Consider the following 25,314-nt stretch of genomic DNA (forward strand, 5'->3'; position numbering starts at 1 on the left):
GGTACGGGCGCGTGTGCGGCTGTGGTGGCGGGTATCCGTCTGGGGCTGTTGGATGAAGGGAAAACGGTAGAGGTGGTTTTGCCGGGCGGGACTTTATATATCGAATGGGCCTGCGGCGGCGATGTGATGATGACCGGCTCTGCGGAAACCGTGTTTGAAGGTGAGTTGGCGTATTCATGATTTTGCTGCATTTGGATTTTTTGTCTGCCTTACTGTATGCGGCGGTTTTTCTGTTTCTGATATTCCGCGCAGGAATGTTGCAATGGTTTTGGGCGAGTATTGCGTTGTGGCTCGGCATATCGGTTTTAGGGGCAAAGCTGATGCCCGGCATATGGGGAATGACCCGCGCCGCGCCTTTGTTCATCCCCCATTTTTACCTGACTTTGGGCAGTATATTTTTTTTCATCGGGCATTGGAACCGGAAAAAGGGTGGAAACGGATGGCAGGCAGCCCCCGAACATCCTCTGCTTGGGCTGTTTGCCGTCAGTAATGCATTGATGACGCTTGCTTTTGTCGGAATATGTGCGTTGGTGCATTATTGCTTTTCGGGAACGATTCAAGTGTTTGTGTTTACGGCATTGCTCAAACTTTATGCGCTGAAGCCGGTTTATTGGTTCGTGTTGCAGTTTGTGCTGATGGCGGTTGCCTATGTCCACCGCTGCGGTATAGACCGGCAGCCGCCGTCAACGTTCGGCGGTTCGCAGCTGCGACTCGGCGTGTTGGCGGCGATGTTGATGCAGATTGCGGTAACGGCGATGCTGCTTGCCGAAATCGGCAGATGATTGTGATGCCGTCTGTATCGGAACAAAAAGTTATAAAGAAAGAAATTTTGGGTATTGGTTTTTTAGGCGGCATAGGTTTAGGATGAAGCCATATCCGAAATTTGTTTATGGTTCGGCGCAAATCCCCTGCAATCGGGCAGGATGCCGGCGGGAATTGCGCCTTACTGTCGAAACCTTATTATTCAGGAGCAGAAGATGAAAATTGCAAACAGCATCACCGAACTGATCGGCAACACGCCTTTGGTTAAGTTGAACCGTCTGACCGAAGGTTTGAAGGCAGAGGTTGCCGTGAAACTGGAATTTTTCAATCCGGGCAGCAGCGTCAAAGACCGTATTGCCGAAGCAATGATTGAGGCCGCCGAGAAAGCGGGCAAAATCAACAAAAACACCGTGATTGTCGAGGCAACCAGCGGCAATACGGGTATCGGTTTGGCGATGGTATGTGCGGCACGCGGCTACAAACTGGCGATTACCATGCCGGAAAGCATGAGCAAAGAGCGTAAAATGCTGTTGCGTGCGTTTGGTGCAGAGCTGATTTTGACCCCCGCCGCCGAAGGTATGGCGGGCGCGATTGCGAAGGCGCAATCCTTGGTGGATGCACATCCCGACACTTATTTTATGCCGCGCCAGTTCGACAATGAGGCAAATCCCGAAGTCCACCGCAAAACAACCGCCGAGGAAATTTGGCGGGATACGGACGGCAAAGTCGATGTCTTCGTTGCCGGTGTCGGCACGGGCGGTACGATTACCGGCGTGGGCGAAGTATTGAAAAAATACAAACCCGAAGTTAAAGTGGTTGCCGTCGAGCCTGAGGCTTCCCCTGTATTGAGCGGCGGCGAAAAAGGCCCGCACCCGATTCAAGGTATCGGCGCAGGCTTTATTCCGACCGTTTTGAATACCAAAATCTACGACAGTATTGCCAAAGTGCCGAACGAAGCGGCTTTTGAAACCGCCCGCGCAATGGCGGAAAAAGAAGGCATTTTGGTGGGTATTTCTTCCGGTGCGGCGGTTTGGAGCGCGTTGCAGCTTGCCAAACAGCCTGAAAACGAAGGCAAGCTGATAGTCGTGCTGCTGCCTTCTTATGGCGAACGCTATCTTTCTACGCCACTTTTTGCAGATTTGGCATAATGCTTTAATCGGATTGTCGAAACATTCAGACGCATTTTTCGGTATCGGTGTAACGCCGTGCCGGAAAATGCGTTTTTGCATATATGCCGAAAACGCCGGTTGTGTTTTAATCAGGCATTGGTGCCGCCGCATTGCTTGAGGGAAATATTTTTTATAGTGGATTAACAAAAATCAGGACAAGGCGACGAAGCCGCAGACAGTACAAATAGTACGGAACCGATTCACTTGGTGCTTGAGCACCTTAGAGAATCGTTCTCTTTGAGCTAAGGCGAGGCAACGCCGTACTGGTTTTTGTTAATCCACTATATTCGGGTTTTATCCGGCAGGACGGATTTTTGCCCCAACGGAAAATAGCCGGCCTGCCCGTAAAGTCAGCCGTTTGTCCGGGTGCAGCCGGGGCTTTGGGCTTCAGACGGCATATTTTCGGAATGGCGGCATTTTTGCCGTCGGCGCGGCAGCCGTATGGGGAAGAGAGGGGATATTGTGGTCGGTAACGGCAAAAAATATGCTGCACCATTGCTGGTGCTGGGTTGCGTGGTGTTCGGTCTGGGCAGCCTGATTGTCAGATCCGTCCCCGTCGGCCCGTATGCAATCGCATTTTGGCGGTTGCTGATTTCGGTGTTCGTATTTTGGTTTTTGGCACGGTTTTTCGGACAAAAATTCCCAAAAAACAGGAAAACCGTCCGATATGCCCTGACGGCGGGCGTGTTTCTCGCTTTCGATTTGGCACTTTGGCACGAAAGCATATACGCGGTCGGGCCGGGTATTTCCACCCTGCTCAACAGCCTGCAAATCTTTTTCTTGTCGGCAATCGGTGTTTTCTTTTTCGGCGAGAGTTTGGGCAGGCTGCAAGCGGCAAGCTTGATGTCGGCGGTTGTGGGTGTGGTGATGATTGCCGGTGCGGAATTCGGCTACAACAGCAATGCGGTTTGGGGATTCGTCAGCGGTTTGGTATCGGGACTGATGCTTGCCCTGTCGATGGTGTTTGTCCGCAAGACTCATGAAGTCGAACAGGTGGCGCTTTTCCCTTCAATGATGATTTTGAGTTTGGGCGGCGCGGCATCGTTGGTTGTTCCGGCATTACTGATGGACGGTGGCGCGCTTTATCCGACGACTTGGAAAGATGCCGGTTTGGTGCTTGTGTACGGCGTGGTGATGCAGTGCTTTGCGTGGGCGATGGTTGCCTATGCGATTCCGCTGCTTTCGCTGTCGCTGACGGGGCTGCTGCTTTTGTCCGAACCGGTTGCCGCCCTGTTCATCGATTATTTTGGATTGGGCAAACCGATTGAAGGCGTGCAGTGGGCAGGGGTGGCACTGACGCTCTCGGCAATTTACCTCGGTTCGTTGAAACAGCAGTCTTCACATTGATTTCATCAGGGCAATATTGGCAGTTCACCGTGCAAAACCTGCGTTATCGGACTGATATAGTGAATTAAATTTAAACCGGTACAGCGTTGGCTTGCCTTAGCTCAAAGAGAACGATTCTCTAAGGTGCTGAAGCACCAAGTGAATCGGTTCCGTACTATCTGTACTGTCTGCGGCTCGCCGCCTTGTCCTGATTTAAATTTAATTCACTATAGGTAGGAAAATCCGACAACGTTAGATCCGCCTGCAAAAGTGAGGAATAGCAAATGCCGTCTGAAACTATTTTCAGACGGCATTCTTGGCTTCCTGGCCTAACGGATTGCCGTGCCGGCCCTGCCGAAATCGCCGAAGTTCATCAAAATGAACATTGCCTTGCCGACAACCAGCTTGTCATCCACAAATCCCCAGTAGCGCGAATCGGCACTGTTGTCGCGGTTGTCACCCATAGCGAAATAGCGTCCTTCGGGAACCTGACACACAAAACCGCTACCGTCGTCGGCATATTGGCAATGGTTCAGACCGCTCTGCTCTATGGAGTAGCCGTTTTCAGACATAATATCGGAGGTATATTTGCCCAATATGGGCAGGGAAACGGCAGGCTGTCCTTCTTTTTTCAGAATATTGAATGATCTGTCGTCCAAACCGCTGCGGAACATATCCGTGTTGTGGATTTCGGAAGAGTCGGTGTCGTCGGGATAACGGTATGTGCCGTCAGGAATATCGGAAGCCGGTTTTCCATTTACCGTCAGAACTTTATCCCGATATTCGACCACATCGCCCGGAATGCCGACAATACGCTTGATGTAGGTCATGTCCGGCTGCAGAGGATAATTAAAAACAACGACATCGCCCCGTTCGATTTTGCCTGTAGGAATAAATACATTGTTTAAAACGGGTACGCGCAGACCGTAGGAAAATTTGCCGACCAAAATGAAATCGCCCTTGATCAGGCCCGGGCGCATCGAGCTGGACGGGATTTGGAACGGTTCGGCAATAAACGACCGGATGAGGAACAATACCAAAACGGTAGGGAAGAAACTGCCGAAATAATCGCCGAAGTGGCTGCTTTCCGAGATTTCGGGATGAGTCTTCAGGCGGTATTTATATACCCCCCAAGCCGTACCGCACAATACAACGAAAATCAGGAAAACGGCGGTAAAGCTTATAAACAGGGACAAAGCGGCAAACACGCCGACCGCCGTCAGGATATAGGCGTATTCGAGGCCGGAACTCCATTCTCCGTTTTCCTGCCGTTTCTTGTCGCTTTTGAAATAAAGGATGATGCCGGCAAGCAGCGCGGCAGCCGCACCCGATATTAACATAGTGTTCATTGTTGTTCCTTAATGCTTAAAAAACCGCCCGTCCGTGCAACCGTTTTAAGGCGGCAAATCGCAAAATTTGTTTGCGGGCGCGTGCCCACGCAAAGGGCGGTTTTAGGGGCATTGCACTGCCCCGTGTGCCGGAGTTATTTGTCGCTCACCTGCAAAATCGCCAAGAACGCGCTTTGCGGGATTTCCACATTGCCCACTTGTTTCATACGGCGTTTGCCTGCCTTTTGTTTTTCAAGCAGTTTTTTCTTACGCGTAATATCGCCGCCGTAACATTTTGCCAAAACGTTTTTACGCAGGGCTTTGACGTTTTCTCTGGCGATGATCTGGCTGCCGATGGCGGCTTGGACGGCGATGTCGAACATTTGGCGCGGAATCAGTTCGCGCATTTTCGATGCCAGCTCGCGGCCTCGGTGAACGGCACTTTGACGGTGCACAATCAGGCTCAGCGCATCGACTTTTTCGCCGTTGACCATAATATCCAGCTTAATCAAATCAGACGGTTGGAACTCTTTGAAATGGTAGTCCAACGAAGCATAACCGCGCGAAGTGGATTTGAGTTTGTCGAAAAAGTCCATCACGACTTCGTTCATGGGCAAATCATAAGTCAGCATGACTTGGCGGCCCATGTACTGCATATTGACCTGAACGCCGCGCTTTTGGTTACACAAAGTCATGACGTTGCCGACGTATTCCTGCGGCACGAGGATAGTCGCAGTGATAATCGGCTCGAGTATGGTTTCGATGCTGCCGATGTCGGGCAGTTTGGACGGATTTTCGACTTCGATTTTTTCGCCGCTCTTCAACACGACTTCGTAAACCACCGTCGGCGCGGTGGTAATCAAGTCCATGTCGAACTCGCGTTCCAAACGTTCCTGTACGATTTCCAAGTGCAACAGACCCAAGAAGCCGCAGCGGAAGCCGAAGCCTAATGCTTGAGAAACTTCAGGCTCGAATTTCAACGAAGCATCGTTCAGCTGCAATTTTTCCAAAGCATCACGCAAAGCTTCGTAGTCGTGGCTTTCCACGGGATAAAGGCCCGCGAATACTTGACTTTGTACTTCTTGGAAGCCGGGCAGTGGCTCTGAGGCGGGGTTGGCAACCAGTGTAACCGTGTCGCCGACTTTCGCCTGACCCAATTCTTTTACGCCGGTAATCAAAAAGCCCACTTCGCCGGCTTTGAGTTCTTGTTTTTGAACCGATTTCGGCGTGAATACGCCCAGTTGCTCGACCTGCGTTTCCGCCTTGGTGCTCATAAAGCGCACTTTGTCTTTCAGTTTGATGGTGCCGTTTTTCACTCGAATCAGCATGACCACGCCGACGTAATTGTCAAACCACGAATCGACGATAACGGCTTGCAGCGGCGCGTTTTCATCGCCGGTCGGTGCGGGGATTTTGGCAACGATTTCTTCCAAAACGTCTTCCACGCCGATGCCGCTTTTGGCTGAACACTGCACCGCGCCGACGGCATCGATGCCGATGATGTCTTCAATTTCCTGCTCCACGCGTTCGGGGTCGGCGGCGGGTAGGTCGATTTTGTTCAAAACAGGCACAACCTCCACGCCCAAATCAATCGCGGTGTAACAGTTCGCCACGGTTTGCGCTTCCACGCCCTGCGACGCGTCAACGACCAAAAGCGCGCCTTCGCAGGCGGACAGCGAACGGGAGACTTCGTAAGAGAAGTCGACGTGTCCCGGCGTGTCAATCAAATTAAGCTGATACACCTGTCCGTCGCGTGCTTTGTAGTTGAGCGCGGCGGTTTGCGCTTTGATGGTAATGCCGCGCTCTTTTTCGATGTCCATGGAATCGAGCACCTGCGTACTCATTTCGCGCAAATCCAAACCGCCGCAATATTGGATGAAGCGGTCGGCAAGCGTCGATTTGCCGTGGTCGATGTGGGCAATGATAGAGAAATTTCGGATATTTTTCATTGAGTTGTTTTTAATGCTGAACGGTAGGTTTTAGAAATGCCGTCTGAACAAACAGCGGTACGTCCGAATATCGGGCGCAACGTGGAAATAGCCCGATATTCTAACGGAAAACCGCTGTTTTGGCATGATTTGATAAAGGTTTTATAAAGATTTGACGATTTCTGCCACCATTTTTGCAGAACTTGCCGCCGCCGTTTTCAAAAATTCGTCAAAGCTGATGTCTGCCTTTTCGTCCGCCGAATCGGAAACCGCGCGGATGATGACGAAAGGCGTTTCCAACTGATGACAGGTTTGGGCAATCGCCGCCGCTTCCATTTCCACTGCTTTGACTTCGGGGAAGTGCTTGCGGATTTCCGCCACGCCTTCGCTGCTGTGGACGAAGCGGTCGCCGCTGACAATCAGGCCTTGTTCTACCGCCGCGCCTTCAAACGCCCGCGCCGCCCGTTTTGCCGTTTCAATCAATATGCCGTCTGAAGCGAACCTTGTCGGCAGTTGCGGCACTTGTCCCCGGGCATAGCCGAATGCGGTTACATCGACATCGTGGTGTGCGGTTTCCGTGCCAATCACCACGTCGCCGACTTTCAAACCCTTGCCCAAACCGCCCGCGCTGCCGGTGTTGATGACGCAGTCCGCTGCGAATTGATGGATAAGCCAGGCCGTTGCAACCGCTGCGTTGACCTTGCCGATGCCGCTCAATGCAAGCACCATGCGTTTTCCCGCCAATTCGCCTTCATAGGCGGAAAATCTGCCGAAAGAGACGGCTTTGACATTTTCCATCATCTCGCGCAAAAGCGCGATTTCCTGTTCCATTGCGCCGATAACGGCCACTGCTTTCAAAGACATATTGCTGACCTGCTGTGAATTTCGGATAGAATGCCGAATTATACACGCTAACACGGCAGGATTGAGTGGGGGCGGTTTGTCCATGCCGTCTGAAACGGTTTCAGACGGCATGGCGGGTTTTTGGTAGAATGGGAAGGTATAGATTGTTTGAAAATTGGGGGACGAGGATGTTTACCGATGAAAATATGACTGCAAAGGAAGAACTGTTCGCATGGCTGCGCCATATGAACAAGCACAAGGGTTCGGATTTGTTTGTTACAACCAATTTCCCGCCTGCAATGAAGCTGGACGGCAAAATCACCCGCATCACGGACGAGCCGCTGACGGCGGAAAAATGTATGGAAATCGCCTTTTCGATTATGAGTGCGAAGCAGGCGGAAGAATTTTCATCGACCAACGAGTGCAACTTCGCCATCAGCCTGCCGGACACCAGCCGCTTCCGCGTCAATGCGATGATACAGCGCGGCGCGACGGCGTTGGTATTCCGCGCGATTACCAGCAAGATTCCCAAGTTTGAAAGCCTGAACCTGCCGCCTGTCTTGAAGGATGTCGCGCTGAAAAAACGCGGGCTGGTTATTTTTGTCGGCGGCACCGGCTCGGGCAAATCGACTTCGCTTGCCTCGCTTATCGACTACCGCAATGAAAATTCGTTCGGACACATCATCACCATCGAAGACCCGATCGAGTTTGTCCACGAACACAAAAACTGCATCATCACCCAGCGCGAGGTCGGCGTGGATACGGAAAACTGGATGGCGGCGTTGAAAAACACGCTGCGGCAGGCACCGGATGTGATTCTGATCGGCGAAATCCGCGACCGCGAAACCATGGATTACGCCATCGCCTTTGCCGAAACGGGGCATTTGTGTATGGCGACGCTGCACGCCAACAGCACCAATCAGGCACTCGACCGCATCATCAACTTTTTCCCCGAGGAGCGGCGCGAACAATTGCTGACGGATTTGTCGCTCAACCTTCAGGCGTTTATTTCGCAACGCCTCGTTCCGCGAGACGGCGGCAAGGGCAGGGTGGCGGCAGTCGAGGTGCTGCTCAATTCGCCCCTGATTTCGGAGTTGATTCACAACGGCAACATCCATGAAATCAAAGAAGTGATGAAAAAATCCACTACCTTGGGTATGCAGACCTTCGACCAACACCTTTACCAATTGTATGAAAAAGGCGAGATTTCCCTGCAGGATGCCTTGAAAAATGCCGACTCCGCACACGATTTGCGTTTGGCGGTACAGTTGCGCAGCCGCCGCGCGCAAAGTTCCGGACCGGATTTGGAATTGCTCTGATGAACGGTATGGATTTCCGGACGGGCAGTTTGACATGATCTATCCGTGGCATAATGAACAATGGCGGCAGATTGCGGAGCATTGGACGAGCCGTCCCAATGCTTGGCTGTTTGTCGGCAAAAAGGGGACGGGGAAAACCGCGTTTGCCCGTTTTGCGGCGAAGGCGCTGTTGTGCGAAAAACCCGTGACGGGCAATGTGCCTTGCGGGGAATGCGCGTCCTGCCATTTGTTCGAGCAGGGAAGTCATCCCGATTTTTATGAAATCACCCCCCTGACGGACGAACGGGAAAACGGACGCAAACTGTTGCAAATCAGAATCGATGCCATCAGGGAAATCATCGATAATGTGTACCTGACTTCGGTACGGGGCGGTTTGCGCGTGATCCTGATTCATCCTGCGGAAAGTATGAATGTCCAAGCCGCCAACAGTTTGTTGAAAGTGTTGGAAGAGCCGCCGCCACAAGTGGTCTTTTTGCTGGTAAGCCACGCGGCGGACAAGGTTTTACCGACCATTAAAAGCCGCTGCCGGAAAATGGTTTTGCCTGCGCCTTCGCATGAGGAAGCATCGGCGTATCTGCGTGAAAGGGGTGTGGCGGAGCCGGAAGAATTTTTGGCTTTCCATTCGGACGCGCCGCTGTTTCAGGAGGAAGATGGGCTTCGTGAATTGCGGGCAAAGCTGCTGGATATTTTGGCAGAACCGAGGTTGTTGAAGATTTTGGACTACGCCGCGCTTTTCGATAAGGAGAAACTTCCGCTCGCCGTATTTGTCGGGTGGATGCAGAAGTGGCTGGTCGATTTGGGATTGTGCCTGCAACACATGAAACCTGTCTATTATCCTGCTTATGAAGACAGGCTGCTTCAGACGGCATCCGGTTTCCGTCCGCGCAATGTATTTGCGGCGGAGGATATGCTCAAACAGCTTGCCCCCTACGGGTTTCATACTTTAAATGTCAAAATGCAGATCGAGCATCTGCTCATCAACTATTTGGAATTGAAGAAAGAGAACGGGTGAATTATGTCAGACGGACAAAATATTCCGGCAAAAATGATGTCGTTGCAGTTGAAAGACGTGAATCTGCTTTACAGCTCCTATATGCCGTTTTTGGAACACGGCGGTCTGTTTGTGCAGACCGACGACGTATTTTCCATCGGGGACGATATTCTGCTTGCCGTAGAAATCCTCAACTTCCCCAAACTGTTCCTGCCGACCAAAGTCGCCTGGATCAATCCTGCGCGCACCTCGTCAAAGCCCAAAGGGGTGGGGTTGGCGTTTACGACACATGAAAACTGTTTGAAAGTCAAAGACCAAATCGAAGCCGAACTGGGCAGCACAATCAGCGGCAGCAGACCTACGTTTACCATGTAACGCCATGCATATCATCGATTCGCACTGCCACCTCAATTTTGAAGGTTTGAAAGAACGCCTGCCCGAAGTTTTGTCCAACATGGAAGCAAACGGCGTGGGGCAGGCACTCGCTATCAGCGTCAGTAGGGAAAGCTTCTCCGAAGTCTTTGCCGTCGCCGAAGCGCACGAACACATCTATTGCACCATAGGCGTACATCCCGACAGCAGGGAAGCGGAAGAATTTTCCATTGCGGAAATGGTTGCCGCAGCTGCTTCGTCGAAAGTGGTCGGCATAGGTGAGACGGGTTTGGATTATTACTGGTGCAAAGGCGATTTGTCTTGGCAGCACAAACGCTTTGCAGACCACATCGAAGCAGCCAATCAAACCGGGCTGCCCGTTATCGTCCATACGCGCGATGCGGCGGCGGATACCTTGTCTATTCTGAAAGAATGTAAAACCAATTCGGGTGTGATCCACTGTTTTTCCGAAGACACAGCCTTTGCTCGGGCTGCCATGGATTTGGGGCTTTATATTTCTTTTTCGGGAATCGTTACGTTTAAAAACGCCCCTTTGGTTCAGGAGGCGGCAAAATACGTTCCAGACGACCGCATTTTGGTGGAAACCGATGCGCCGTTCCTCGCCCCCGTTCCCAAACGAGGCAGGCAGAACGAACCGGCTTTTGTGCGTCATACCGCCGAACATATTGCCAAATTGCGGAATCAAACATTGGAACAGGTTGCGGCATATACGACGGAAAACTTTTACCGGCTGTTTAAAAAAGTACCCGATATGCGGGCCGTCTGACCCTGTGCCGACGATAAGGAAAACCATGAAGGCAATTCATCCGTATGTATGTCCGCGCTGCTGCTGACTGCCTGCCAACACGTTTCGGACAGGCATGAGGCAGTCGGTATGGCAAATTCCGCTTCCAAATTCTGCATTGCCAAAGGCGGCGGACGGGAAGCAAAAAAAGACGAAAGCGGCGGCGGATATGCCCTGTGCCATTTGCCGGACAGCAGGATTGTCGAGGAGTGGGAATATTTCCGTTCACAACATTGATACTGCACGATATACAGCAAATATTGTGGGAAGTTTCCGCTTTTGCGTATAATGCGCCCTACCTGACAAATTTTGTCAACTTTATCAAAAGGAATAAGCGATGGCTTCCATCCACGACCAAATTAAAGAAGTAGTAACGACACACCGCGTCGTATTGTTTATGAAAGGTACGAAGCAGTTTCCGCAATGCGGTTTCTCTTCCCGCGCCGTACAAATCCTTAATGCGGCAGGCTGTACCGATTACGTTACCGTCAACGTATTGGAAAATCCCGAAGTACGCCAAGGCATTAAGGAATACAGCGACTGGCCGACCATCCCCCAGCTTTATGTGAACGGCGAGTTTGTCGGCGGTTCGGACATCCTGATGGAAATGTATGAGGCAGGCGAGCTGCAAGAGCTGCTGAAAGCCTGATGGATTCGGCAATGCCGTCTGAACGTGTTTCAGACGGCATTTTCTTTTCCGGCAAATCAAAAAAAAGTATAATGGCGCGTCTCAAAATCACACTGGAACACCGCGATGAACGTTAACGTTATCAACCATCCGCTCGTCCGCCACAAACTGACCCTGATGAGGGAGGCAGATTGCAGCACCTACAAATTCCGTACGCTGACCACAGAGCTGGCACGCCTGATGGCATACGAGGCAAGCCGTGATTTTGAAATCGAAAAATACCTTATCGACGGATGGTGCGGTCAGATTGAAGGCGATCGCATCAAAGGCAAAACCCTGACCGTCGTTCCCATCCTGCGTGCAGGTTTGGGTATGCTTGACGGCGTGCTCGACCTGATTCCGACTGCCAAAATCAGCGTAGTCGGACTGCAGCGCGACGAGGAAACGCTGAAACCCGTTTCCTACTTCGAGAAATTCGTGGACAGCATGGACGAACGTCCGGCTTTGATTATCGATCCTATGCTGGCGACAGGCGGTTCGATGGTGGCAACCATTGACCTGTTGAAAGAAAAAGGCTGCCGCAACATCAAAGCCTTAGTTTTGGTTGCCGCCCCTGAGGGCGTGAAGGCTGTTAATGACGCGCACCCTGACGTTACGATTTACACCGCCGCGCTCGACAGCCATTTGAACGAAAACGGCTATATTATTCCCGGTCTGGGCGATGCGGGCGACAAGATTTTCGGCACGCGCTAACTGACTGATTTTCGGAGTTGATATGAATTTTCAAGACTATCTCGCCACATTTCCTTCAATCGACCATCTGGGCGGTTTGGACGTTCGGGATGCCGACGGCAAAACGGTTCACCACATTCCTGCCGTTCAGGGCAAGCTCGGTTCGCTCAAGCTGTACAATGCCTTGGCGGAACGTTTTGACGGAAAATTGGACAAAAAAGCGGCAGAGCAGGGTTTGATATGGTTTGCCGAACACGTTGCCGACGCGCGCGCCCATCCCGGCAAGCATCCGAACATCGACCTGCTGGAAAATGTCGTGCAAAGCGGCGAAACCTTCCTGCTCAAGCCGCTTGCCGCGCAATAATTCTCGACCATGCCGTCTGAAATCCGTTTCAGACGGCATTTTGTCGGAAAGAAGACTGTAAAACGGGCATTTTCTTTTCTATTTCAGGATACGGGCAATGATGTTTCAACACGCAGGACGACACATAAAGTGCCACCCTATGTGTTGCCCTAATTTGGAAGGGGTTACACCCCTCTCAAATAAAATCTGATGCTGCTGCCACGAAGGACGGATGTCCAAATGGCGGGGTTTCAACCATTAAGGAAATACGATGAAAAAAATGTTCCTTTCTGCCGTATTGCTTCTGTCGGCTGCCGCTCAAACCGTGTGGGCGGATACGGTGTTTTCCTGTAAAACGGACAACAACAAATATATAGAAGTCCAAAAAATCGACCGCAATCTTTACGAATATTCGTTCGGCAGTGCGGCAAAAAAAGAAATTGCCATACGCAACAGCAAAGCTGACCTGTTGGGGCGTTCCGACAGGTGGCAAGGTATGGGCAGCGGTCGTTGGGCAACGATGAAATTCCAAAACGGCGAATTTATGTACACCGTATGGACAGGCTTCGATTCCGTGACTCATACGGAAAGCAGCGGTGTCGTTGTGGAGCGTAGGGGCAAGGAAGTCGCACGGGTCGGCTGTACGCCGAAAACTGCGCAGGCGAATTTCAACGATGACGATTTTTCCTGGTAATCGGGGCGGATAAGGCGATGGAAACAGCGAAACCCGTCATGCTGATTGTCCGTCCGTCGGGCAGGGCGAAGGACGATGTGGAAACCTGCCGTCGTGCCGGATGGCAGGCGGAAGTGTTGAGTCCGATTGAAATCGAAACCGACGAAGCAAGCCTGAAACGGCTGCCGGAAATGTATGCCCGTGCGGATGCCGTGTTTTGGGTCAGTCCGACCGCCGTTGAAACCGCCGCGCAGTACTTGGACTTTTCAGACGGCATAAAAGCCCAGATTTCCGTAGGGCAGGGCAGCCGCCGTGCCTTGGCGCGTTATGCGGGCGCGGGCGTGTTTGCACCTGAAGACGGCAACGACAGCGAGGCGGTTTTGCGCCTGCCTGTTTGGAACAGTCTGCCCGAAGGTGCGCGCGTATTGTTTGTGCGCGGACACGGCGGGCGGGATTTTCTGATGAATGCCTTGCAGGAGAAAGGTTTTCGGACGGAGGTGGCGGAAGTCTATTTCAGACGGCATAAACCTTTGAACTTTCAAAATTTCCAAGCCGAAAATATTGCCGCCGCCTATATCACGTCGACCGAGCTGGTGCACGCGTTGTTCGGACAGCTTCCGCCGCAATTTTCCCGATTCTTCAAATCCTTGCTATACTTTACCCATCATCCGCGCATTGCGGAGGCATTGAAGCGCGAAGGCGCGTGTTCGGTCGAAACCGTCCCTACGCTGGAAGCCGCGCTTTCCCATTCTTCCATTTCCGTTTCAGACGGCATGGTCTTTCCCGGAACCTCAAACCAATAAGGAGCAAAACGGTGAGCGAACCTGAAAACAAATCATCCGAACCCGTACGCGAAATACAGGCATCAAAAGAAATGCCGTCTGAAACCTCTTCCCCACGCAAAGAAAACGAAACAGAAGTACACATTCCTGCCGCTCCTTTTATCGTCAAACAGTCCGGCAGCAACGCTTTGGCGACCTGCGCCCTGGTATTGGCGGCCTTGGGTCTGGGTGCAAGTGGTTTTTTGTTTGTCCAAGGACAGAATGTCTTGAAAAACCAAGAGTTGGCATTCAACCAAAAAATCGACAAAGCCGCTTTGGGCGAGTCGGAAAATGCCGCCCTGCTCAAAGACAACCTCAACCGCCAAAGTGCCATACAGTCCGAACTCGACCGTTTGGACAGCGGTGTCAAAGCCAACGGCGAACAAATTCTGATGACGCAAAAAGCCTATCGCGAGCTGACCAAAGGGCGTGCCGATTGGCTGGTGGACGAAACCGAGACCATACTCAATCTGGCGGCGCAACAGCTGGTGCTGACCGGCAATATCCAAACGGCAGTCGGCGTGCTGGAACATATCGACAGCCGCCTGTCCCGTTTCAATCAGGCAGAGCTTCTGCCGATCAAGCAGGCGGTTAGCAGCGACTTGGCGGAACTGAAAAACCGTCCTTATGTCGATATTTCCGGCACGGCACTGCGCATCGACCGGTTGGAAACCGCCGTATCCGGACTGCCGTTGATTTTGGACGGCGTATTGAAACCGGGCGTACAGGCCCGCAACGAAGCCGTTTCCGCATCATGGTGGCAGAACGTATGGGAAAAATCCCTCGGCACATTGAAAGGGCTGGTCGAAATCCGCCGTTTGGAAAACAACGATGCCATGCTGATTTCTCCCGAACAGGCATATTTTGTGCGTGAAAACCTGCGCCTCCGCCTTTTGGATGCGCGGACTGCATTAATGCAGCGCAACAGCGAAGTCTATCAAAGCGATTTGAACAATGCCGAAACCGTCATCAGACAGTATTTTGATGCCAAATCCCCCGCAACGCAGTCGTGGCTGAAAGAATTGGCGGAATTGAAGGCGTTGGATGTGCGCATGACGGCGGATGACGGTTTGAAGGCTAGTTTAAATGCCGTCCGCGCCTATCGCGACGGTACGCGCATGACGACGGCGGAAAATCAAGAAGCGGAACAGGCGGCTTCCGAACCGGCAAACGAAAAAACAGCTTCCGAATCGGCTGCCGCATCGGATGTGAAGGCCATAGAAGCACCGTCCCTGCCTTCGGAACGCAAACCGGAACAGCCTGCAAAAAAACAGCCCGTACCGGAAAAGGCAGGGCGTTTGCCGTCCGCTAAAGGAGAACGCGCATGAAAACGGTAGTCTGGATTGTTGTCCTGTTTGCCGCTGCCGTCGGACTGGCGCTGGCTTCGGGCATTTACACCGGCGACGTGTATATCGTACTCGGACAGACCATGCTCAGAATCAACCTACACGCCTTTGTGTTAGGTTCGCTGATTGCCGTCGTGGTGTGGTATTTCCTGCTTAAATTCATCATCGGCGTACTCAATATTCCCGAAAAGATGCAGCGTTTCGGTTCGGCGCGTAAAGGCCGCAAGGCCGCGCTTGCCTTGAACAAGGCGGGTTTGGCGTATTTTGAAGGGCGTTTTGAAAAGGCGGAACTCGAAGCCTCGCGCGTGTTGGGCAACAAAGAGGCCGGAGACAACCGGACTTTGGCATTGATGCTGGGCGCGCACGCCGCCGGACAGATGGAAAACATCGAGCTGCGCGACCGTTATCTTGTGGAAATCGCCAAACTGCCGGAAAAACAGCAGCTTTCCCGCTACCTGCTGCTGGCGGAATCGGCGTTGAACCGGCGCGATTACGAAGCGGCGGAAGCCAATCTTCATGCGGCGACGAAGATGAATGCCAACCTTACGCGCCTCGTGCGTCTGCAACTTCGTTACGCCTTCGATCGGGGCGACGCGTTGCAGGTTCTGGCAAAAACCGAAAAACTTTCCAAGGCGGGCGCGTTGGGCAAATCGGAAATGGAACGGTATCAAAATTGGGCATACCGCCGCCAGCTGGCGGATGCTGCCGATGCCGCCGCTTTGAAAACCTGCCTGAAGCGGATTCCCGACAGCCTCAAAAACGGGGAATTGAGCGTATCGGTCGCGGAAAAGTACCAACGTTTGGGACTGTATGCCGATGCGGTCAAATGGGTCAAACAGCATTATCCGCACAACTGCCGCCCCGAGCTTTTGGAAGCCTTTGTCGAAAGCGTGCGCTTTTTGGGCGAGCGCGAACAGCAGAAAGCCATCGATTTTGCTGATTCTTGGCTGAAAGAACAGCCCGACAACGCGCTTCTGCTGATGTATCTCGGTCGGCTCGCCTACAGCCGCAAACTTTGGGGTAAGGCAAAAGGCTACCTTGAAGCGAGCATTGCATTAAAGCCGAGTATTTCTGCGCGTTTGGTTCTAGCAAAGGTTTTTGACGAAACCGGAGAACCGCAGAAGGCGGAGGCGCAGCGCAACTTGGTTTTGGCAAGCGTTGCCGAGGAAAACCGACCTTCCGCCGAAACCCATTGAAACCTTCAGACGGCATCGTTGAAATGCCGTCTGAAAACCATTTCACTTGACAAACAGACTGACAGAAAACCCGTATGACTCTTTTAAAAAACGATACCTTCCTCCGCGCCCTGCTTAAACAGCCCGTCGAATACACGCCGATTTGGATGATGCGCCAGGCGGGGCGTTATCTGCCCGAATACAAAGCCACACGCACGAAAGCGGGCAGCTTCCTCGATTTGTGCAAAAACACCGAATTGGCGACCGAAGTTACCATCCAACCTTTGGAACGCTTCGATTTGGACGCGGCAATTTTGTTCTCCGACATCCTGACTGTCCCTGACGCAATGGGCTTGGGACTGTACTTTGCCGAAGGCGAAGGCCCGAAATTCAAACGCGCCTTGCAACACGAAGCCGACATCGCCAAATTGCACGTCCCCGACATGGAAAAACTGCAATACGTTTTCGACGCGGTAACTTCCATCCGTAAAGCATTGGACGGCCGCGTACCGCTTATCGGCTTCTCCGGCAGCCCGTTCACACTTGCCTGCTACATGGTCGAAGGCGGCAGCAGCAAAGAATTCCGCACCATCAAAACCATGATGTACTCGCGCCCCGATTTGCTGCACAAAATCCTCGATACCAACGCCCAAGCCGTTACCGCCTACCTCAATGCCCAAATCGACGCGGGCGCGCAGGCGGTGCAGATTTTCGACACTTGGGGCGGCGTGTTGAGCGACGCGGCGTTTAAAGAATTCAGCCTCAAATACATCCGCCAAATTGTTGCCGGACTGAAACGCGAAAACCAAGGCAGGCGCGTTCCCGTCATCGTATTTGTCAAAGGCGGCGGGCTGTGGCTGGAAAGCATGGCAGAAATCGGCGCAGACGCATTGGGCTTGGACTGGACATGCAACATCGGCGAAGCACGCCGCCGCGTCGGCAAGCAAGTCGCCCTGCAAGGCAACTTCGACCCGTTCGCCCTCTTCGGTACGCCCGAATCCATCCGTACCGAAGCCGCACGTATCCTGGCCGACTACGGACACGGCAGCGGCCATGTCTTCAACCTCGGACACGGCATCAACCAACATGCCGACCCCGAACACGCCAAAATCTTAGTCGACACCGTACACGAGCTGTCGCGGCAGTATCACGGCGGGTAAGCTGGCAGGAAACTGCCCGATATGCCGTCTGAAGCCGAGAGATGGCCGGTTAGGGTAAAAATAAGGCAATGCGGCAATATCCGCCGTGTACGGATAGTACATGACGGCGGCGTTGCCGCATTGGCGTAATCCCAACCGTCCCTATTTTCAGACGGCATTTTTGTTTTCAGATGCAGGGAAAACCGATGGCAAAAACGCTTAAAACCCTTTACCAATGCACCGAATGCGGCGGCACTTCCCCGAAATGGCAAGGCAAATGCCCTCATTGCGGCGAGTGGAACACGCTTCAAGAAAGCCTTGCCGCGCCCGAACCGAAAAACGCCCGCTTCCAATCTTGGGCGGCGGACACTTCGACCGTCCAATCCCTCTCCGCCGTGACCGCCACCGAAGTGCCGCGCAATCCGACCGGCATGAGCGAACTCGACCGCGTATTGGGCGGCGGTTTGGTCGATGGTGCGGTCATCCTGCTCGGCGGCGACCCCGGCATCGGCAAATCCACGCTGCTGTTGCAAACCATCGCCAAAATGGCGCAAAGCCGCAAAGTGCTGTACGTTTCCGGCGAGGAATCCGCCCAACAGGTCGCCCTGCGCGCGCAACGTTTGGAACTGCCCACCGAAGGCGTAAACCTGCTTGCCGAAATCCGCATGGAGGCGATTCAGACGGCCTTGAAACAGCATCAGCCCGAAGTCGTCGTCATCGACTCCATCCAAACCATGTATTCCGACCAAATCACTTCCGCCCCCGGTTCCGTATCGCAGGTGCGCGAGTGTGCCGCCCAACTGACGCGCATGGCGAAACAGATGGGCACCGCTATGATACTGGTCGGACACGTTACCAAAGACGGCGCGATTGCCGGCCCGCGCGTGCTGGAACACATGGTCGATACCGTGCTGTATTTCGAGGGCGACCAGCATTCCAACTACCGCATGATACGCGCCATCAAAAACCGCTTCGGTGCGGCAAACGAACTAGGCGTATTCGCCATGACCGAAAACGGTTTGAAAGGCGTGTCCAACCCGTCCGCCATCTTCCTTGCCAGCTACCGCGACGACACGCCCGGCTCGTGCGTTTTGGTTACACAGGAAGGCAGCCGCCCGCTTTTGGTCGAAATTCAGGCGTTGGTCGATGACGCGCACGGCTTTACACCCAAACGCCTCACCGTCGGTCTCGAACAAAACCGCCTTGCGATGCTGCTCGCCGTCCTCAACCGCCACGGCGGCATCGCCTGTTTCGACCAGGATGTTTTTTTAAACGCCGTCGGCGGCGTGAAAATCGGCGAACCGGCGGCGGATTTGGCGGTCATCCTCGCCATGCTCTCCAGCTTCCGCAACCGCCCTATGCCCGAAAAAACCGTGGTTTTCGGCGAAATCGGCCTCAGCGGCGAAGTCCGTCCGGTCGCGCGCGGACAAGAGCGGCTCAAAGAAGCGGAAAAACTCGGCTTCAAACGCGCCATCGTCCCCAAAGCCAATATGCCGCGCAATGCCAAAGAGTTTCCAAACCTGAAAATTTACGGCGTTTCGAGTTTGCAGGAAGCCATCGATATTTGCCGCGACAGCAGGGAATAAACGGAAATGCCGTCTGAAATCAGGTTTCAGACGGCATTTGGTTTGTGGCGGATTGAAACAAGAAAGCATACCGGCGACAGATAAGATTTGCGGCAAAGTTGCCTGTGATGTGGCAAAAACGCACACGCCCGTCATCCCTGCGAAGGCGGGAATCCGGAATCGTCCGTTTCGGCAATGATTGGAAATCACGGCAACCCAACCGCTTGGATTCCCGACTTCGCGGGAATGAGGGGCGTGTGCATTTGATTTCCATCCGCCATATGTCGGCGACGGGCTTATTCGCCTACGGTTTTTTGTATCAGTTTTTCGGCGTTTGCCAAAGTGTTTGCCACTTCGTCGAAACCGATGCGGCTGCCGGCAATCAGGGCGCGCGTATCGGTATAGGCGGCGCGTACTTTGCCGTCCGTTTCGGTAACGAGGACGCGCAGGGGCAGTTGCAGTGCGAAGGCGGGGTCTTTGACCATCAGCGGCGTACCGGCTTTGGGCGTGCCGAACACGATGACTTTTGCCGGCTGCATGGTCAGGCCGTTTCGGCGGGCGGCTTCCTGATGGTCGATGACGGCAAAAATGTCCATCCCTTTGCTTTTTATGGCGGTTTCAAGGCGGCTGACGGTTTCGTCAAAACTGTATTTCGAGGTGAGGGTATGCGTGGTCATAGCGGTTTCGTTTTGGGTGGGCGGTTTGCCGGCAGGGTGTGCCGAAGCGGTTGAAATGCAGAGTGCGGATGCGGCAATCAGGGGGAGTATGTGTTTCATCGTATTTCCTTATCGGTTTGTTTGTCAGGCTTCGGACGGGGCGGCACGCGCCGCGCCCGATGCCGCGCCGCGTGCCGGAACGCCGTATGCCTTCTGAAAGCCTGTCCTTTCAGACGGCATTGCGTCATTTCATCCCTTTTTTGAGCAGGTCTTCATAACCGCCGTGATTGGCAACATTTGTATAACCTGCTTTTTTCAGCTCTTGAAGGGCGGCTTCGGCACGCCGTCCGCTGCGGCAGTAGAGGTTGAGCGGCGTGTCTTTGTCGGGCGCGGCTTCGTGTATGCGGCGGACGATTTGGTCGACGGGGATGTTGACCGCGTTGTGCAAATGCCCTTCGCTAAATTCCTGTTCGCTGCGGACATCGATCCAAACGGCTGAATGTTGCGCGGTTTGGGCGGCGGATACGGGTTTTTGCGGGGCTGCCTGCGCGGCAAAGGCGGCTGAGGCAATGAGCGCGGCGGTAATCAGGTGTTTGATATTCATAGGGTTCTCCTGCGGTTGTCGTCTTAAGGGACGGGAAGTTATTTTATCTGTTCCAAAGCGGCGGCATCTATGTCCCAACGCCAAACGCCGCCGCCTTTGCCATCCAATCCGCGCAAAAACAGGTAGCGGACGGAAACGGCGGCGGGCGGTTGTCCGCGCAGTTTGAAGTAGCGCGCGGCGGCAACAGCGTAAATCAGTGCCTGAAGGTAATAGTGGTGGTGTGCGACGGCTTCGTCCATCGCCTGCCGCGTGTAGGCGGATGCGTCCGCGCCGAGGTGGTTTGATTTGTAGTCGATGATGCAGATATTGCCGTCGGGGTCTTGGCAGACCATATCGATAAAGCCGTTTAAAAAGCCGTTGACGGTGTGGAAGTCGAGCGTTTCGGCAGCGGCACGGCAGACTTCGGGCAGCCGGATATCGTCGCGGGCAAACCAGTCGCGCAGCCGTTTGAGGCCGAAGTCTTCGGTGTGGAGGGTAAAGCCCATTTCGGGACAGCGGCACTCGGGCGGAATGTCGGACAGGCCGTATGCCCCCGTCAGCGGCGTTTTGCGGCAGGCTTCCGCCATTTCGGCAACGGCGGGCAGCCATATTTCTTCAAAACCGTATTTTTTCAGCTTGTCGGCAATGAGGGTTTCCTGTTCGGCGGCTGCTTGTCTGAATTTGAAATCTTCAAGAATTTCGTGCAGGCACAGCCCCGCCTGAGTGCCTTTCGGAAAGTCGTGTACCGATATGCCGTCTGAAGCCGTCGGCGTTTCAGACGGCATCGCCGATACCGAGATTTCGGCGGCATCCAAGGACGGGCAGGCATCTTCCTCGCCTCCGTCGGGCGTTTGGGTTTGGCGGCTTAAGGCGGTGAAGCTGGTGTGGCGGATGAAGCGGAAGCCGCGCTTGGGAAGATTGTTTGCGGCAAATTCGGCGGTTTGACCGGCATTGCCGAAATATACGGCAGGAGGCGGCGCATTTTCTGTGAAGGCGAAATTTGTGCCGGAAGGGGCGTTGTCCGCCACGCGCCGCCAGTTGCGTTTGAGCATCGCGATGCCGTCTTTTTCACACGCATAGGCACGGCGGACGGTTTCGCGGCTGTCTTGCGGCAAGCCTTCGATCAGGTAGGCGAGGGGGTTGTCGGCGGTATCGGAAGAATAGGCGGCGTAGATGTTGAGCTGTTCCTCGGCACGCGTCAGCGCGACATAAAGCAGGCGCAGGCGTTCCGCCATTTCTTCGTCGGCGTATTGCTTCTGTTCGTCTTCCGACAGTTGCGCCTTTGCCAAGAGTTCGGTTCGGTTTGCGCTTTGGTGGAGGATTTGCCAGTCGGACGGCCCGGTATCTTGCGCGTCCCACGCAAACGGACAGTACACCAGCGGATACTGCAAACCTTTCGAGGCGTGCATGGTAACGATTTTGACCAAATCTTCGTCGCTTTCCAAACGGATGGCGCGGTTGTCGCCGCCGTTGTTGCCGGCCAGGCTGATTTGATCGCGCAGCCATTTGTGCAGTGCGGCGGGGTTGCGGTTTTGCGCGTCTTCGGCGGCAAGCAGTTCGAGCAGTTGGAAATAATTGGTCAGGCTGCGCCCGTTGTTCCGGCTTAAAAGGCGCGTTTCGATGCCGTGTGTTTGGGAAAACTGCTGCATAGCGGCGAAAATGCCGTATTTATTCCAGTTGTCGAGCGCGGTTCGGGCAGATTCCGCCCAATGCAAAATCTCGCTTTCGTTTTGGTTGAAGTCGTGCAATTGCTGCGCGTCATAACCGAATATGCTGCTTGTCAGGACAAAGCGCAGCGTTCCGGCGCGGCGCGGTTCGAGCCAGAAGCCGATGAGTGCGGACAGGGCGGCGGCTTCGGGCGAGGCGAACACGGATTCGCGCGAAAGCAGGACGCTTTGCACCTGCCGTTTTTTCAGGGCGGCGGAAACCATCACCGCCTCGTTGTGCGTGCGTACCAGCACGGCAATATCGCCCGACTGCAACGGGCGGCCTTTGAAATTCAGACGGCATCCGGCGGCTTCGTTGAGCGCGCGGGCGATTTCGTCGGCGCAATAGTCGGCGGCACGGCGGCGCAAAACGTCTTTGTTGGCTTTTTCATTGTCGTTTTCGTGCAGCCAACGAACCTGTACGGCAGGACGTTTGGGCGACAACCTGCTTTCGGCACGCGCCGCACCGACTTCCGAATAGCCGATGTTTTCCAAAACGAACGGGCGTTCTTTGAGGCGGAACAGCGCGCCGATGCTGCCGATAAGCGCGGCGTGGCTGCGGTAGTTGGTGGCGAGCGTGTAGCGGTGCTGCGCGTCTCCGGCGGCTTGCAGGTAGGCGTAAATGTCCGCACCGCGAAAGCTGTAAATCGCCTGTTTGGGGTCGCCGACCAAAAACAGCGGGCGGTTTTGGGTGATGAAGATTTTTTGGAAGATTTCGTATTGCAGCGGGTCGGTGTCTTGGAACTCGTCGATCAGCGCGGTTTCCCAGTTTTCGGCAACGGCGCGGGCGAGGGTTTCGGCGTGCGGATTGTCGGTCAGCGCGGTATGGACATCGAGCAGCAGGTCGTCGAAACCGCGTTCGCGGCGCGATTTTTTCATCTCGGCAAGGCTGCGGTTGAGGTATCCGATTAAATCCAGTTGCAGCCGGATTATTGTTGCTTCTTCCGCTTCTTCGAGTGCGTCCAAATCGCGCCCGAAGTCTGCCAGTTTCTGCAATTCGGCAAATACTGCCGCATCGGGCGTTTTGCCTTTTTTCAGTCCGGCTTCGAGTTTGTCGGACGAAAGTTTCAAGAGCCGTTCGTGCAGCTTCGCCTCCAAAAAGGGCAAATCCGGCGACAGGGCTTTTTGTTCCAACGCGTCAAACAGTTCGGCAAAACTGTTTTTCCGATACGAATTGCCGTTTAAAAGGGGGTGGATGCGCCAAAACGTTTCTTTTAATTCAGCCAGATTTCCGCAAATGTTTTGCCAGCTTGCCAAAGCGGCATCCCGGGCTTGCGGCAAATCGGTTTGCGGACGGCGGAAATTCAGGTACGGGCGGGACAGGTAGGAGCGGATTTGGGCAAGGACGGTTTGCGGCACAGCCTTGCGTTTAAACGCCAATGCGGCAAGCACCGGGTCGCCGCTGACGCGTTCGCGCCAAAAATCTTGCGCCGGGACAAGCAGGCGGTCGCCGTCTTCTTCGGTCAGTTCGACATCGAACGGGGCTTGGCACAGGAAGGCGTAGTCGCGCAGGATACGTTGGCAGAAGCCGTGTATGGTGTAGATGGCGGCGTTGTCGAATTGCCCGATGGCGGCTTTGAGGCGGACAATCAGACGCGTCCGGCCCTCTTTTTGCAAAGCCTGTTTTAAGAGTGCGGGCAGGAAGGTGTCGCCTTCGTGGTGTTCGGCGCAGTAGGCGGCAATGCCGTCTGAAAGCGCGCCATCTCCAATTTCGGCAATTTCTTTGCTTTCCAAAACCTGCAACACATCGTCCAAACGCGCGCGCAGGCGTGTTTTCAACTCGGCGGTGGCGGCTTTGGTGAAGGTTACGACCAATACGCGCTCGACGCTTTTTTGTTCCAATACGATCAGGCGCGTAAACAGGGCGGCAATGCCGTAGGTTTTGCCGGTGCCGGCAGAGGCCTCAATCAGGTTGGTGCCGGAAATGGGGACGGTCAGCGGGTCGAATGCTCGGATGGGTGCGGACATAGTGCGCGCTCGGGAAACGGTTGGACGGTAAAACGGGAAATGCCGTCTGAAAAAGGGTTTCAGACGGCATCGTCCGGCTTAGAGGTTTTGCAGGCGTTCGACAGACGGCGCGTAGTAGTATCCGCCCGAGACGGCGGCGGAGAGATGCTGGAGCAGCAGGTCGGTTTTGCCGTCCGTATCGCCGAACATACTCAATAATTGCGCTTCGATATTGTGCAGCGTGCGGCAGTAGGCGGTAAACATCAAACCGTGTTCGCCGCTGATTTTGCCGAAGGGCAGGCTGCGGCGGACGATTTTCAGACCGATGCCGTTTTCTTTCAGGTTGACGCGGCCGAGGTGCGAATCGGGCAGGCGGACATCGCGGCTGAATTCGTCGTTGGTTTCCTTGCTGCGTCCGACGGCGGCTTCCTGTTTGGCGACGGGGACGGCATCCCATTTTTTCAAATCGTGCAGGTATTTTTGCAGCAGGACATAGCTGCCGCCTGCATCGGGTTTTCCTTCGGGGATGATGGCGACTTCGCGGATTTTTTCATCGCCCTGCGGGTTTTCCGTGCCGTCAACGAAACCGTCCAGCCCGCGATCCTGATACAGACGCAAACCGTGTTCTTCGGACGCGACGCATATGCTGTCGCCGAATGCGCCCAAAACGGATTGGGCAAGCGCGTAGGCTGCGCTTTGCCGGAAGGATTGGATGTGGATGTACATATCGTGCTGCGTGGATGGTGCAAGCCCATTGCCCATTTCGGGAAACGGTTTGATTTCCCGACCTTCTTCCGTATGTCCGAATGTTGCCCAGGCTTTGCTGCCGAAGGCGATGGTCAGACCCAAAATATCGTCCGGAAAACGGGTTTTCAAGGCGGATAGCGCGTCGAGCGAAGCGCGGCAGGCGGCTTTAATATCGTTGAGGCGGTTGGCGGCGAAGTCGGCTTCGATAAAGATGCCGGCTTGGGCGTGGTCGGGAATGATGGCGGATTGGGGCGTGTTCATGATGTTCCTTTTTGGTGTCATCTGTTTTGGGTGGATTATAGCACCGAATCGGCAGGCGGATTTTTGCCGGAACAACGTGCGTGAATCCGCTGTTTGCGTACCTGATGCCGCTTTTCGGTTTCGTGCCGCCCGCCGCCTTTATTTCCGCT

24 protein-coding genes and 1 pseudogene are annotated in these 25,314 nt (G+C 54.1%); 18 read left to right on the plus strand and 7 right to left on the minus strand.

The genetic code is table 11. The features are described from left to right. The 4 genes and pseudogenes from Q9I99_RS00005 to Q9I99_RS00020 all read left to right on the plus strand — a co-directional run. Nucleotides 1–180: pseudogene (locus tag Q9I99_RS00005) on the plus strand (diaminopimelate epimerase); the annotation flags it as partial. Then, nucleotides 177–782: a hypothetical protein gene (locus Q9I99_RS00010; RefSeq protein WP_301667924.1), complete on the plus strand. Its 606-nt coding sequence runs from the start codon at nucleotides 177–179 to the stop codon at nucleotides 780–782. The pseudogene Q9I99_RS00005 and the gene Q9I99_RS00010, both read left to right, overlap by 4 nt. A 195-nt stretch (nucleotides 783–977) precedes the next feature. Next, nucleotides 978–1,910 (plus strand): cysteine synthase A, encoded by a 933-nt coding sequence (gene cysK, locus Q9I99_RS00015; RefSeq protein ID WP_042508240.1) that lies wholly within the window; start codon nucleotides 978–980, stop codon nucleotides 1,908–1,910. Between the two features lie 462 nt (nucleotides 1,911–2,372). Continuing rightward, the gene (locus Q9I99_RS00020) at nucleotides 2,373–3,278 is read left to right on the plus strand and encodes a DMT family transporter (RefSeq protein ID WP_301667923.1); all 906 of its coding nucleotides are present in this window, start codon (nucleotides 2,373–2,375) and stop codon (nucleotides 3,276–3,278) included. Between the two features lie 308 nt (nucleotides 3,279–3,586). On the opposite strand, the gene lepB is transcribed toward Q9I99_RS00020, so the two are convergent. From lepB to Q9I99_RS00035, 3 genes are all read right to left on the minus strand, one after another. Beyond that, the gene (lepB, locus tag Q9I99_RS00025) at nucleotides 3,587–4,606 is read right to left on the minus strand and encodes a signal peptidase I (protein WP_301667922.1); all 1,020 of its coding nucleotides are present in this window, start codon (nucleotides 4,604–4,606) and stop codon (nucleotides 3,587–3,589) included. Nucleotides 4,607–4,740: 134 nt separating this feature from the next. Next, nucleotides 4,741–6,534 carry a translation elongation factor 4 gene (lepA, locus tag Q9I99_RS00030; protein WP_002226499.1) on the minus strand — a complete coding sequence of 598 codons (1,794 nt, stop codon included), beginning with the start codon at nucleotides 6,532–6,534 and terminating at the stop codon, nucleotides 4,741–4,743. Between the two features lie 141 nt (nucleotides 6,535–6,675). After that, on the minus strand, nucleotides 6,676–7,377 hold the full coding sequence (locus Q9I99_RS00035; protein WP_301667961.1) for a 5'-methylthioadenosine/adenosylhomocysteine nucleosidase: 702 nt from the start codon (nucleotides 7,375–7,377) through the stop codon (nucleotides 6,676–6,678). Between the two features lie 167 nt (nucleotides 7,378–7,544). On the opposite strand from Q9I99_RS00035, the gene Q9I99_RS00040 reads away from it, so the two are divergent. The 14 genes from Q9I99_RS00040 to radA all read left to right on the plus strand — a co-directional run bounded on the left by Q9I99_RS00040 (nucleotide 7,545) and on the right by radA (nucleotide 19,286). After that, entirely contained in the window at nucleotides 7,545–8,675 is a 1,131-nt protein-coding gene (locus tag Q9I99_RS00040; RefSeq protein WP_301667960.1) for a PilT/PilU family type 4a pilus ATPase, read from the plus strand. Between the two features lie 34 nt (nucleotides 8,676–8,709). After that, on the plus strand, nucleotides 8,710–9,687 hold the full coding sequence (locus Q9I99_RS00045; protein ID WP_301667921.1) for a DNA polymerase III subunit delta': 978 nt from the start codon (nucleotides 8,710–8,712) through the stop codon (nucleotides 9,685–9,687). Between the two features lie 3 nt (nucleotides 9,688–9,690). Beyond that, a complete protein-coding gene (locus tag Q9I99_RS00050) occupies nucleotides 9,691–10,041 on the plus strand; it encodes a PilZ domain-containing protein (protein WP_301667920.1) in 351 nt (116 codons plus the stop codon). 4 nt (nucleotides 10,042–10,045) lie between these two features. Further along, nucleotides 10,046–10,825 carry a TatD family hydrolase gene (locus tag Q9I99_RS00055; RefSeq protein WP_301667919.1) on the plus strand — a complete coding sequence of 260 codons (780 nt, stop codon included), beginning with the start codon at nucleotides 10,046–10,048 and terminating at the stop codon, nucleotides 10,823–10,825. Nucleotides 10,826–10,873: 48 nt separating this feature from the next. Then, nucleotides 10,874–11,080 carry a putative hemolysin gene (locus tag Q9I99_RS00060; protein ID WP_002217599.1) on the plus strand — a complete coding sequence of 69 codons (207 nt, stop codon included), beginning with the start codon at nucleotides 10,874–10,876 and terminating at the stop codon, nucleotides 11,078–11,080. A gap of 100 nt (nucleotides 11,081–11,180) precedes the next feature. After that, nucleotides 11,181–11,492, plus strand: a complete 312-nt coding sequence (gene grxD / locus Q9I99_RS00065; RefSeq protein ID WP_002214004.1) for a Grx4 family monothiol glutaredoxin — start codon at nucleotides 11,181–11,183, stop codon at nucleotides 11,490–11,492. Between the two features lie 105 nt (nucleotides 11,493–11,597). Continuing rightward, entirely contained in the window at nucleotides 11,598–12,224 is a 627-nt protein-coding gene (upp, locus tag Q9I99_RS00070) for a uracil phosphoribosyltransferase (protein ID WP_118791840.1), read from the plus strand. Between the two features lie 22 nt (nucleotides 12,225–12,246). Next, the gene (locus Q9I99_RS00075) at nucleotides 12,247–12,567 is read left to right on the plus strand and encodes a DUF2322 family protein (protein ID WP_301667913.1); all 321 of its coding nucleotides are present in this window, start codon (nucleotides 12,247–12,249) and stop codon (nucleotides 12,565–12,567) included. A 250-nt stretch (nucleotides 12,568–12,817) separates the two neighbouring features. Then, on the plus strand, nucleotides 12,818–13,240 hold the full coding sequence (locus tag Q9I99_RS00080; protein ID WP_301667912.1) for a protein Gly1ORF1: 423 nt from the start codon (nucleotides 12,818–12,820) through the stop codon (nucleotides 13,238–13,240). A gap of 17 nt (nucleotides 13,241–13,257) precedes the next feature. Continuing rightward, nucleotides 13,258–14,022 carry a uroporphyrinogen-III synthase gene (locus tag Q9I99_RS00085; RefSeq protein WP_301667911.1) on the plus strand — a complete coding sequence of 255 codons (765 nt, stop codon included), beginning with the start codon at nucleotides 13,258–13,260 and terminating at the stop codon, nucleotides 14,020–14,022. Between the two features lie 11 nt (nucleotides 14,023–14,033). Further along, complete coding sequence (locus Q9I99_RS00090) at nucleotides 14,034–15,368, plus strand: uroporphyrinogen-III C-methyltransferase (RefSeq protein WP_301667910.1); 1,335 nt, start codon at nucleotides 14,034–14,036, stop codon at nucleotides 15,366–15,368. Beyond that, nucleotides 15,365–16,582, plus strand: a complete 1,218-nt coding sequence (locus tag Q9I99_RS00095; protein ID WP_301667909.1) for a heme biosynthesis protein HemY — start codon at nucleotides 15,365–15,367, stop codon at nucleotides 16,580–16,582. Before Q9I99_RS00090 ends, Q9I99_RS00095 begins: the two co-directional genes overlap by 4 nt. 74 nt (nucleotides 16,583–16,656) lie before the next feature. Next, nucleotides 16,657–17,721: a uroporphyrinogen decarboxylase gene (gene hemE / locus Q9I99_RS00100; RefSeq protein WP_301667908.1), complete on the plus strand. Its 1,065-nt coding sequence runs from the start codon at nucleotides 16,657–16,659 to the stop codon at nucleotides 17,719–17,721. 185 nt (nucleotides 17,722–17,906) lie between these two features. After that, nucleotides 17,907–19,286, plus strand: coding sequence for a DNA repair protein RadA (gene radA, locus Q9I99_RS00105; RefSeq protein ID WP_301667907.1), 1,380 nt, complete (start codon nucleotides 17,907–17,909; stop codon nucleotides 19,284–19,286). Nucleotides 19,287–19,561: 275 nt separating this feature from the next. Here the strand turns inward: radA and Q9I99_RS00110 are convergent, their stop codons facing one another. The 4 genes from Q9I99_RS00110 to Q9I99_RS00125 all read right to left on the minus strand — a co-directional run bounded on the left by Q9I99_RS00110 (nucleotide 19,562) and on the right by Q9I99_RS00125 (nucleotide 25,165). Further along, nucleotides 19,562–20,041: a DUF302 domain-containing protein gene (locus Q9I99_RS00110; protein WP_107818859.1), complete on the minus strand. Its 480-nt coding sequence runs from the start codon at nucleotides 20,039–20,041 to the stop codon at nucleotides 19,562–19,564. Between the two features lie 124 nt (nucleotides 20,042–20,165). Further along, on the minus strand, nucleotides 20,166–20,525 hold the full coding sequence (locus tag Q9I99_RS00115; protein ID WP_301667906.1) for a rhodanese-like domain-containing protein: 360 nt from the start codon (nucleotides 20,523–20,525) through the stop codon (nucleotides 20,166–20,168). 38 nt (nucleotides 20,526–20,563) lie between these two features. Further along, a complete protein-coding gene (recB, locus tag Q9I99_RS00120) occupies nucleotides 20,564–24,178 on the minus strand; it encodes an exodeoxyribonuclease V subunit beta (protein ID WP_301667905.1) in 3,615 nt (1,204 codons plus the stop codon). Nucleotides 24,179–24,256: 78 nt separating this feature from the next. After that, nucleotides 24,257–25,165: a Dyp-type peroxidase gene (locus Q9I99_RS00125; protein ID WP_301667904.1), complete on the minus strand. Its 909-nt coding sequence runs from the start codon at nucleotides 25,163–25,165 to the stop codon at nucleotides 24,257–24,259. Nucleotides 25,166–25,314: the final 149 nt, after the last annotated feature.

This window comes from Neisseria basseii, assembly GCF_962707005.1.
GTDB lineage: Bacteria > Pseudomonadota > Gammaproteobacteria > Burkholderiales > Neisseriaceae > Neisseria > Neisseria bergeri.

What these genes read in the sequence shown, in the direction of transcription:
- Q9I99_RS00010 (WP_301667924.1), top strand. Translation starts at nt 177, where the DNA reads ATGATTTTGCTGCATTTGGATTTTTTGTCTGCCTTACTGTATGCGGCG.
- cysK (WP_042508240.1), top strand. Translation starts at nt 978, where the DNA reads ATGAAAATTGCAAACAGCATCACCGAACTGATCGGCAACACGCCTTTG.
- Q9I99_RS00020 (WP_301667923.1), top strand. Translation starts at nt 2,373, where the DNA reads ATGGGGAAGAGAGGGGATATTGTGGTCGGTAACGGCAAAAAATATGCT.
- lepB (WP_301667922.1), bottom strand. Translation starts at nt 4,606, where the DNA reads ATGAACACTATGTTAATATCGGGTGCGGCTGCCGCGCTGCTTGCCGGC.
- lepA (WP_002226499.1), bottom strand. Translation starts at nt 6,534, where the DNA reads ATGAAAAATATCCGAAATTTCTCTATCATTGCCCACATCGACCACGGC.
- Q9I99_RS00035 (WP_301667961.1), bottom strand. Translation starts at nt 7,377, where the DNA reads ATGTCTTTGAAAGCAGTGGCCGTTATCGGCGCAATGGAACAGGAAATC.
- Q9I99_RS00040 (WP_301667960.1), top strand. Translation starts at nt 7,545, where the DNA reads ATGTTTACCGATGAAAATATGACTGCAAAGGAAGAACTGTTCGCATGG.
- Q9I99_RS00045 (WP_301667921.1), top strand. Translation starts at nt 8,710, where the DNA reads ATGATCTATCCGTGGCATAATGAACAATGGCGGCAGATTGCGGAGCAT.
- Q9I99_RS00050 (WP_301667920.1), top strand. Translation starts at nt 9,691, where the DNA reads ATGTCAGACGGACAAAATATTCCGGCAAAAATGATGTCGTTGCAGTTG.
- Q9I99_RS00055 (WP_301667919.1), top strand. Translation starts at nt 10,046, where the DNA reads ATGCATATCATCGATTCGCACTGCCACCTCAATTTTGAAGGTTTGAAA.
- Q9I99_RS00060 (WP_002217599.1), top strand. Translation starts at nt 10,874, where the DNA reads ATGTCCGCGCTGCTGCTGACTGCCTGCCAACACGTTTCGGACAGGCAT.
- grxD (WP_002214004.1), top strand. Translation starts at nt 11,181, where the DNA reads ATGGCTTCCATCCACGACCAAATTAAAGAAGTAGTAACGACACACCGC.
- upp (WP_118791840.1), top strand. Translation starts at nt 11,598, where the DNA reads ATGAACGTTAACGTTATCAACCATCCGCTCGTCCGCCACAAACTGACC.
- Q9I99_RS00075 (WP_301667913.1), top strand. Translation starts at nt 12,247, where the DNA reads ATGAATTTTCAAGACTATCTCGCCACATTTCCTTCAATCGACCATCTG.
- Q9I99_RS00080 (WP_301667912.1), top strand. Translation starts at nt 12,818, where the DNA reads ATGAAAAAAATGTTCCTTTCTGCCGTATTGCTTCTGTCGGCTGCCGCT.
- Q9I99_RS00085 (WP_301667911.1), top strand. Translation starts at nt 13,258, where the DNA reads ATGGAAACAGCGAAACCCGTCATGCTGATTGTCCGTCCGTCGGGCAGG.
- Q9I99_RS00095 (WP_301667909.1), top strand. Translation starts at nt 15,365, where the DNA reads ATGAAAACGGTAGTCTGGATTGTTGTCCTGTTTGCCGCTGCCGTCGGA.
- hemE (WP_301667908.1), top strand. Translation starts at nt 16,657, where the DNA reads ATGACTCTTTTAAAAAACGATACCTTCCTCCGCGCCCTGCTTAAACAG.
- radA (WP_301667907.1), top strand. Translation starts at nt 17,907, where the DNA reads ATGGCAAAAACGCTTAAAACCCTTTACCAATGCACCGAATGCGGCGGC.
- Q9I99_RS00110 (WP_107818859.1), bottom strand. Translation starts at nt 20,041, where the DNA reads ATGAAACACATACTCCCCCTGATTGCCGCATCCGCACTCTGCATTTCA.
- Q9I99_RS00115 (WP_301667906.1), bottom strand. Translation starts at nt 20,525, where the DNA reads ATGAATATCAAACACCTGATTACCGCCGCGCTCATTGCCTCAGCCGCC.
- recB (WP_301667905.1), bottom strand. Translation starts at nt 24,178, where the DNA reads ATGTCCGCACCCATCCGAGCATTCGACCCGCTGACCGTCCCCATTTCC.
- Q9I99_RS00125 (WP_301667904.1), bottom strand. Translation starts at nt 25,165, where the DNA reads ATGAACACGCCCCAATCCGCCATCATTCCCGACCACGCCCAAGCCGGC.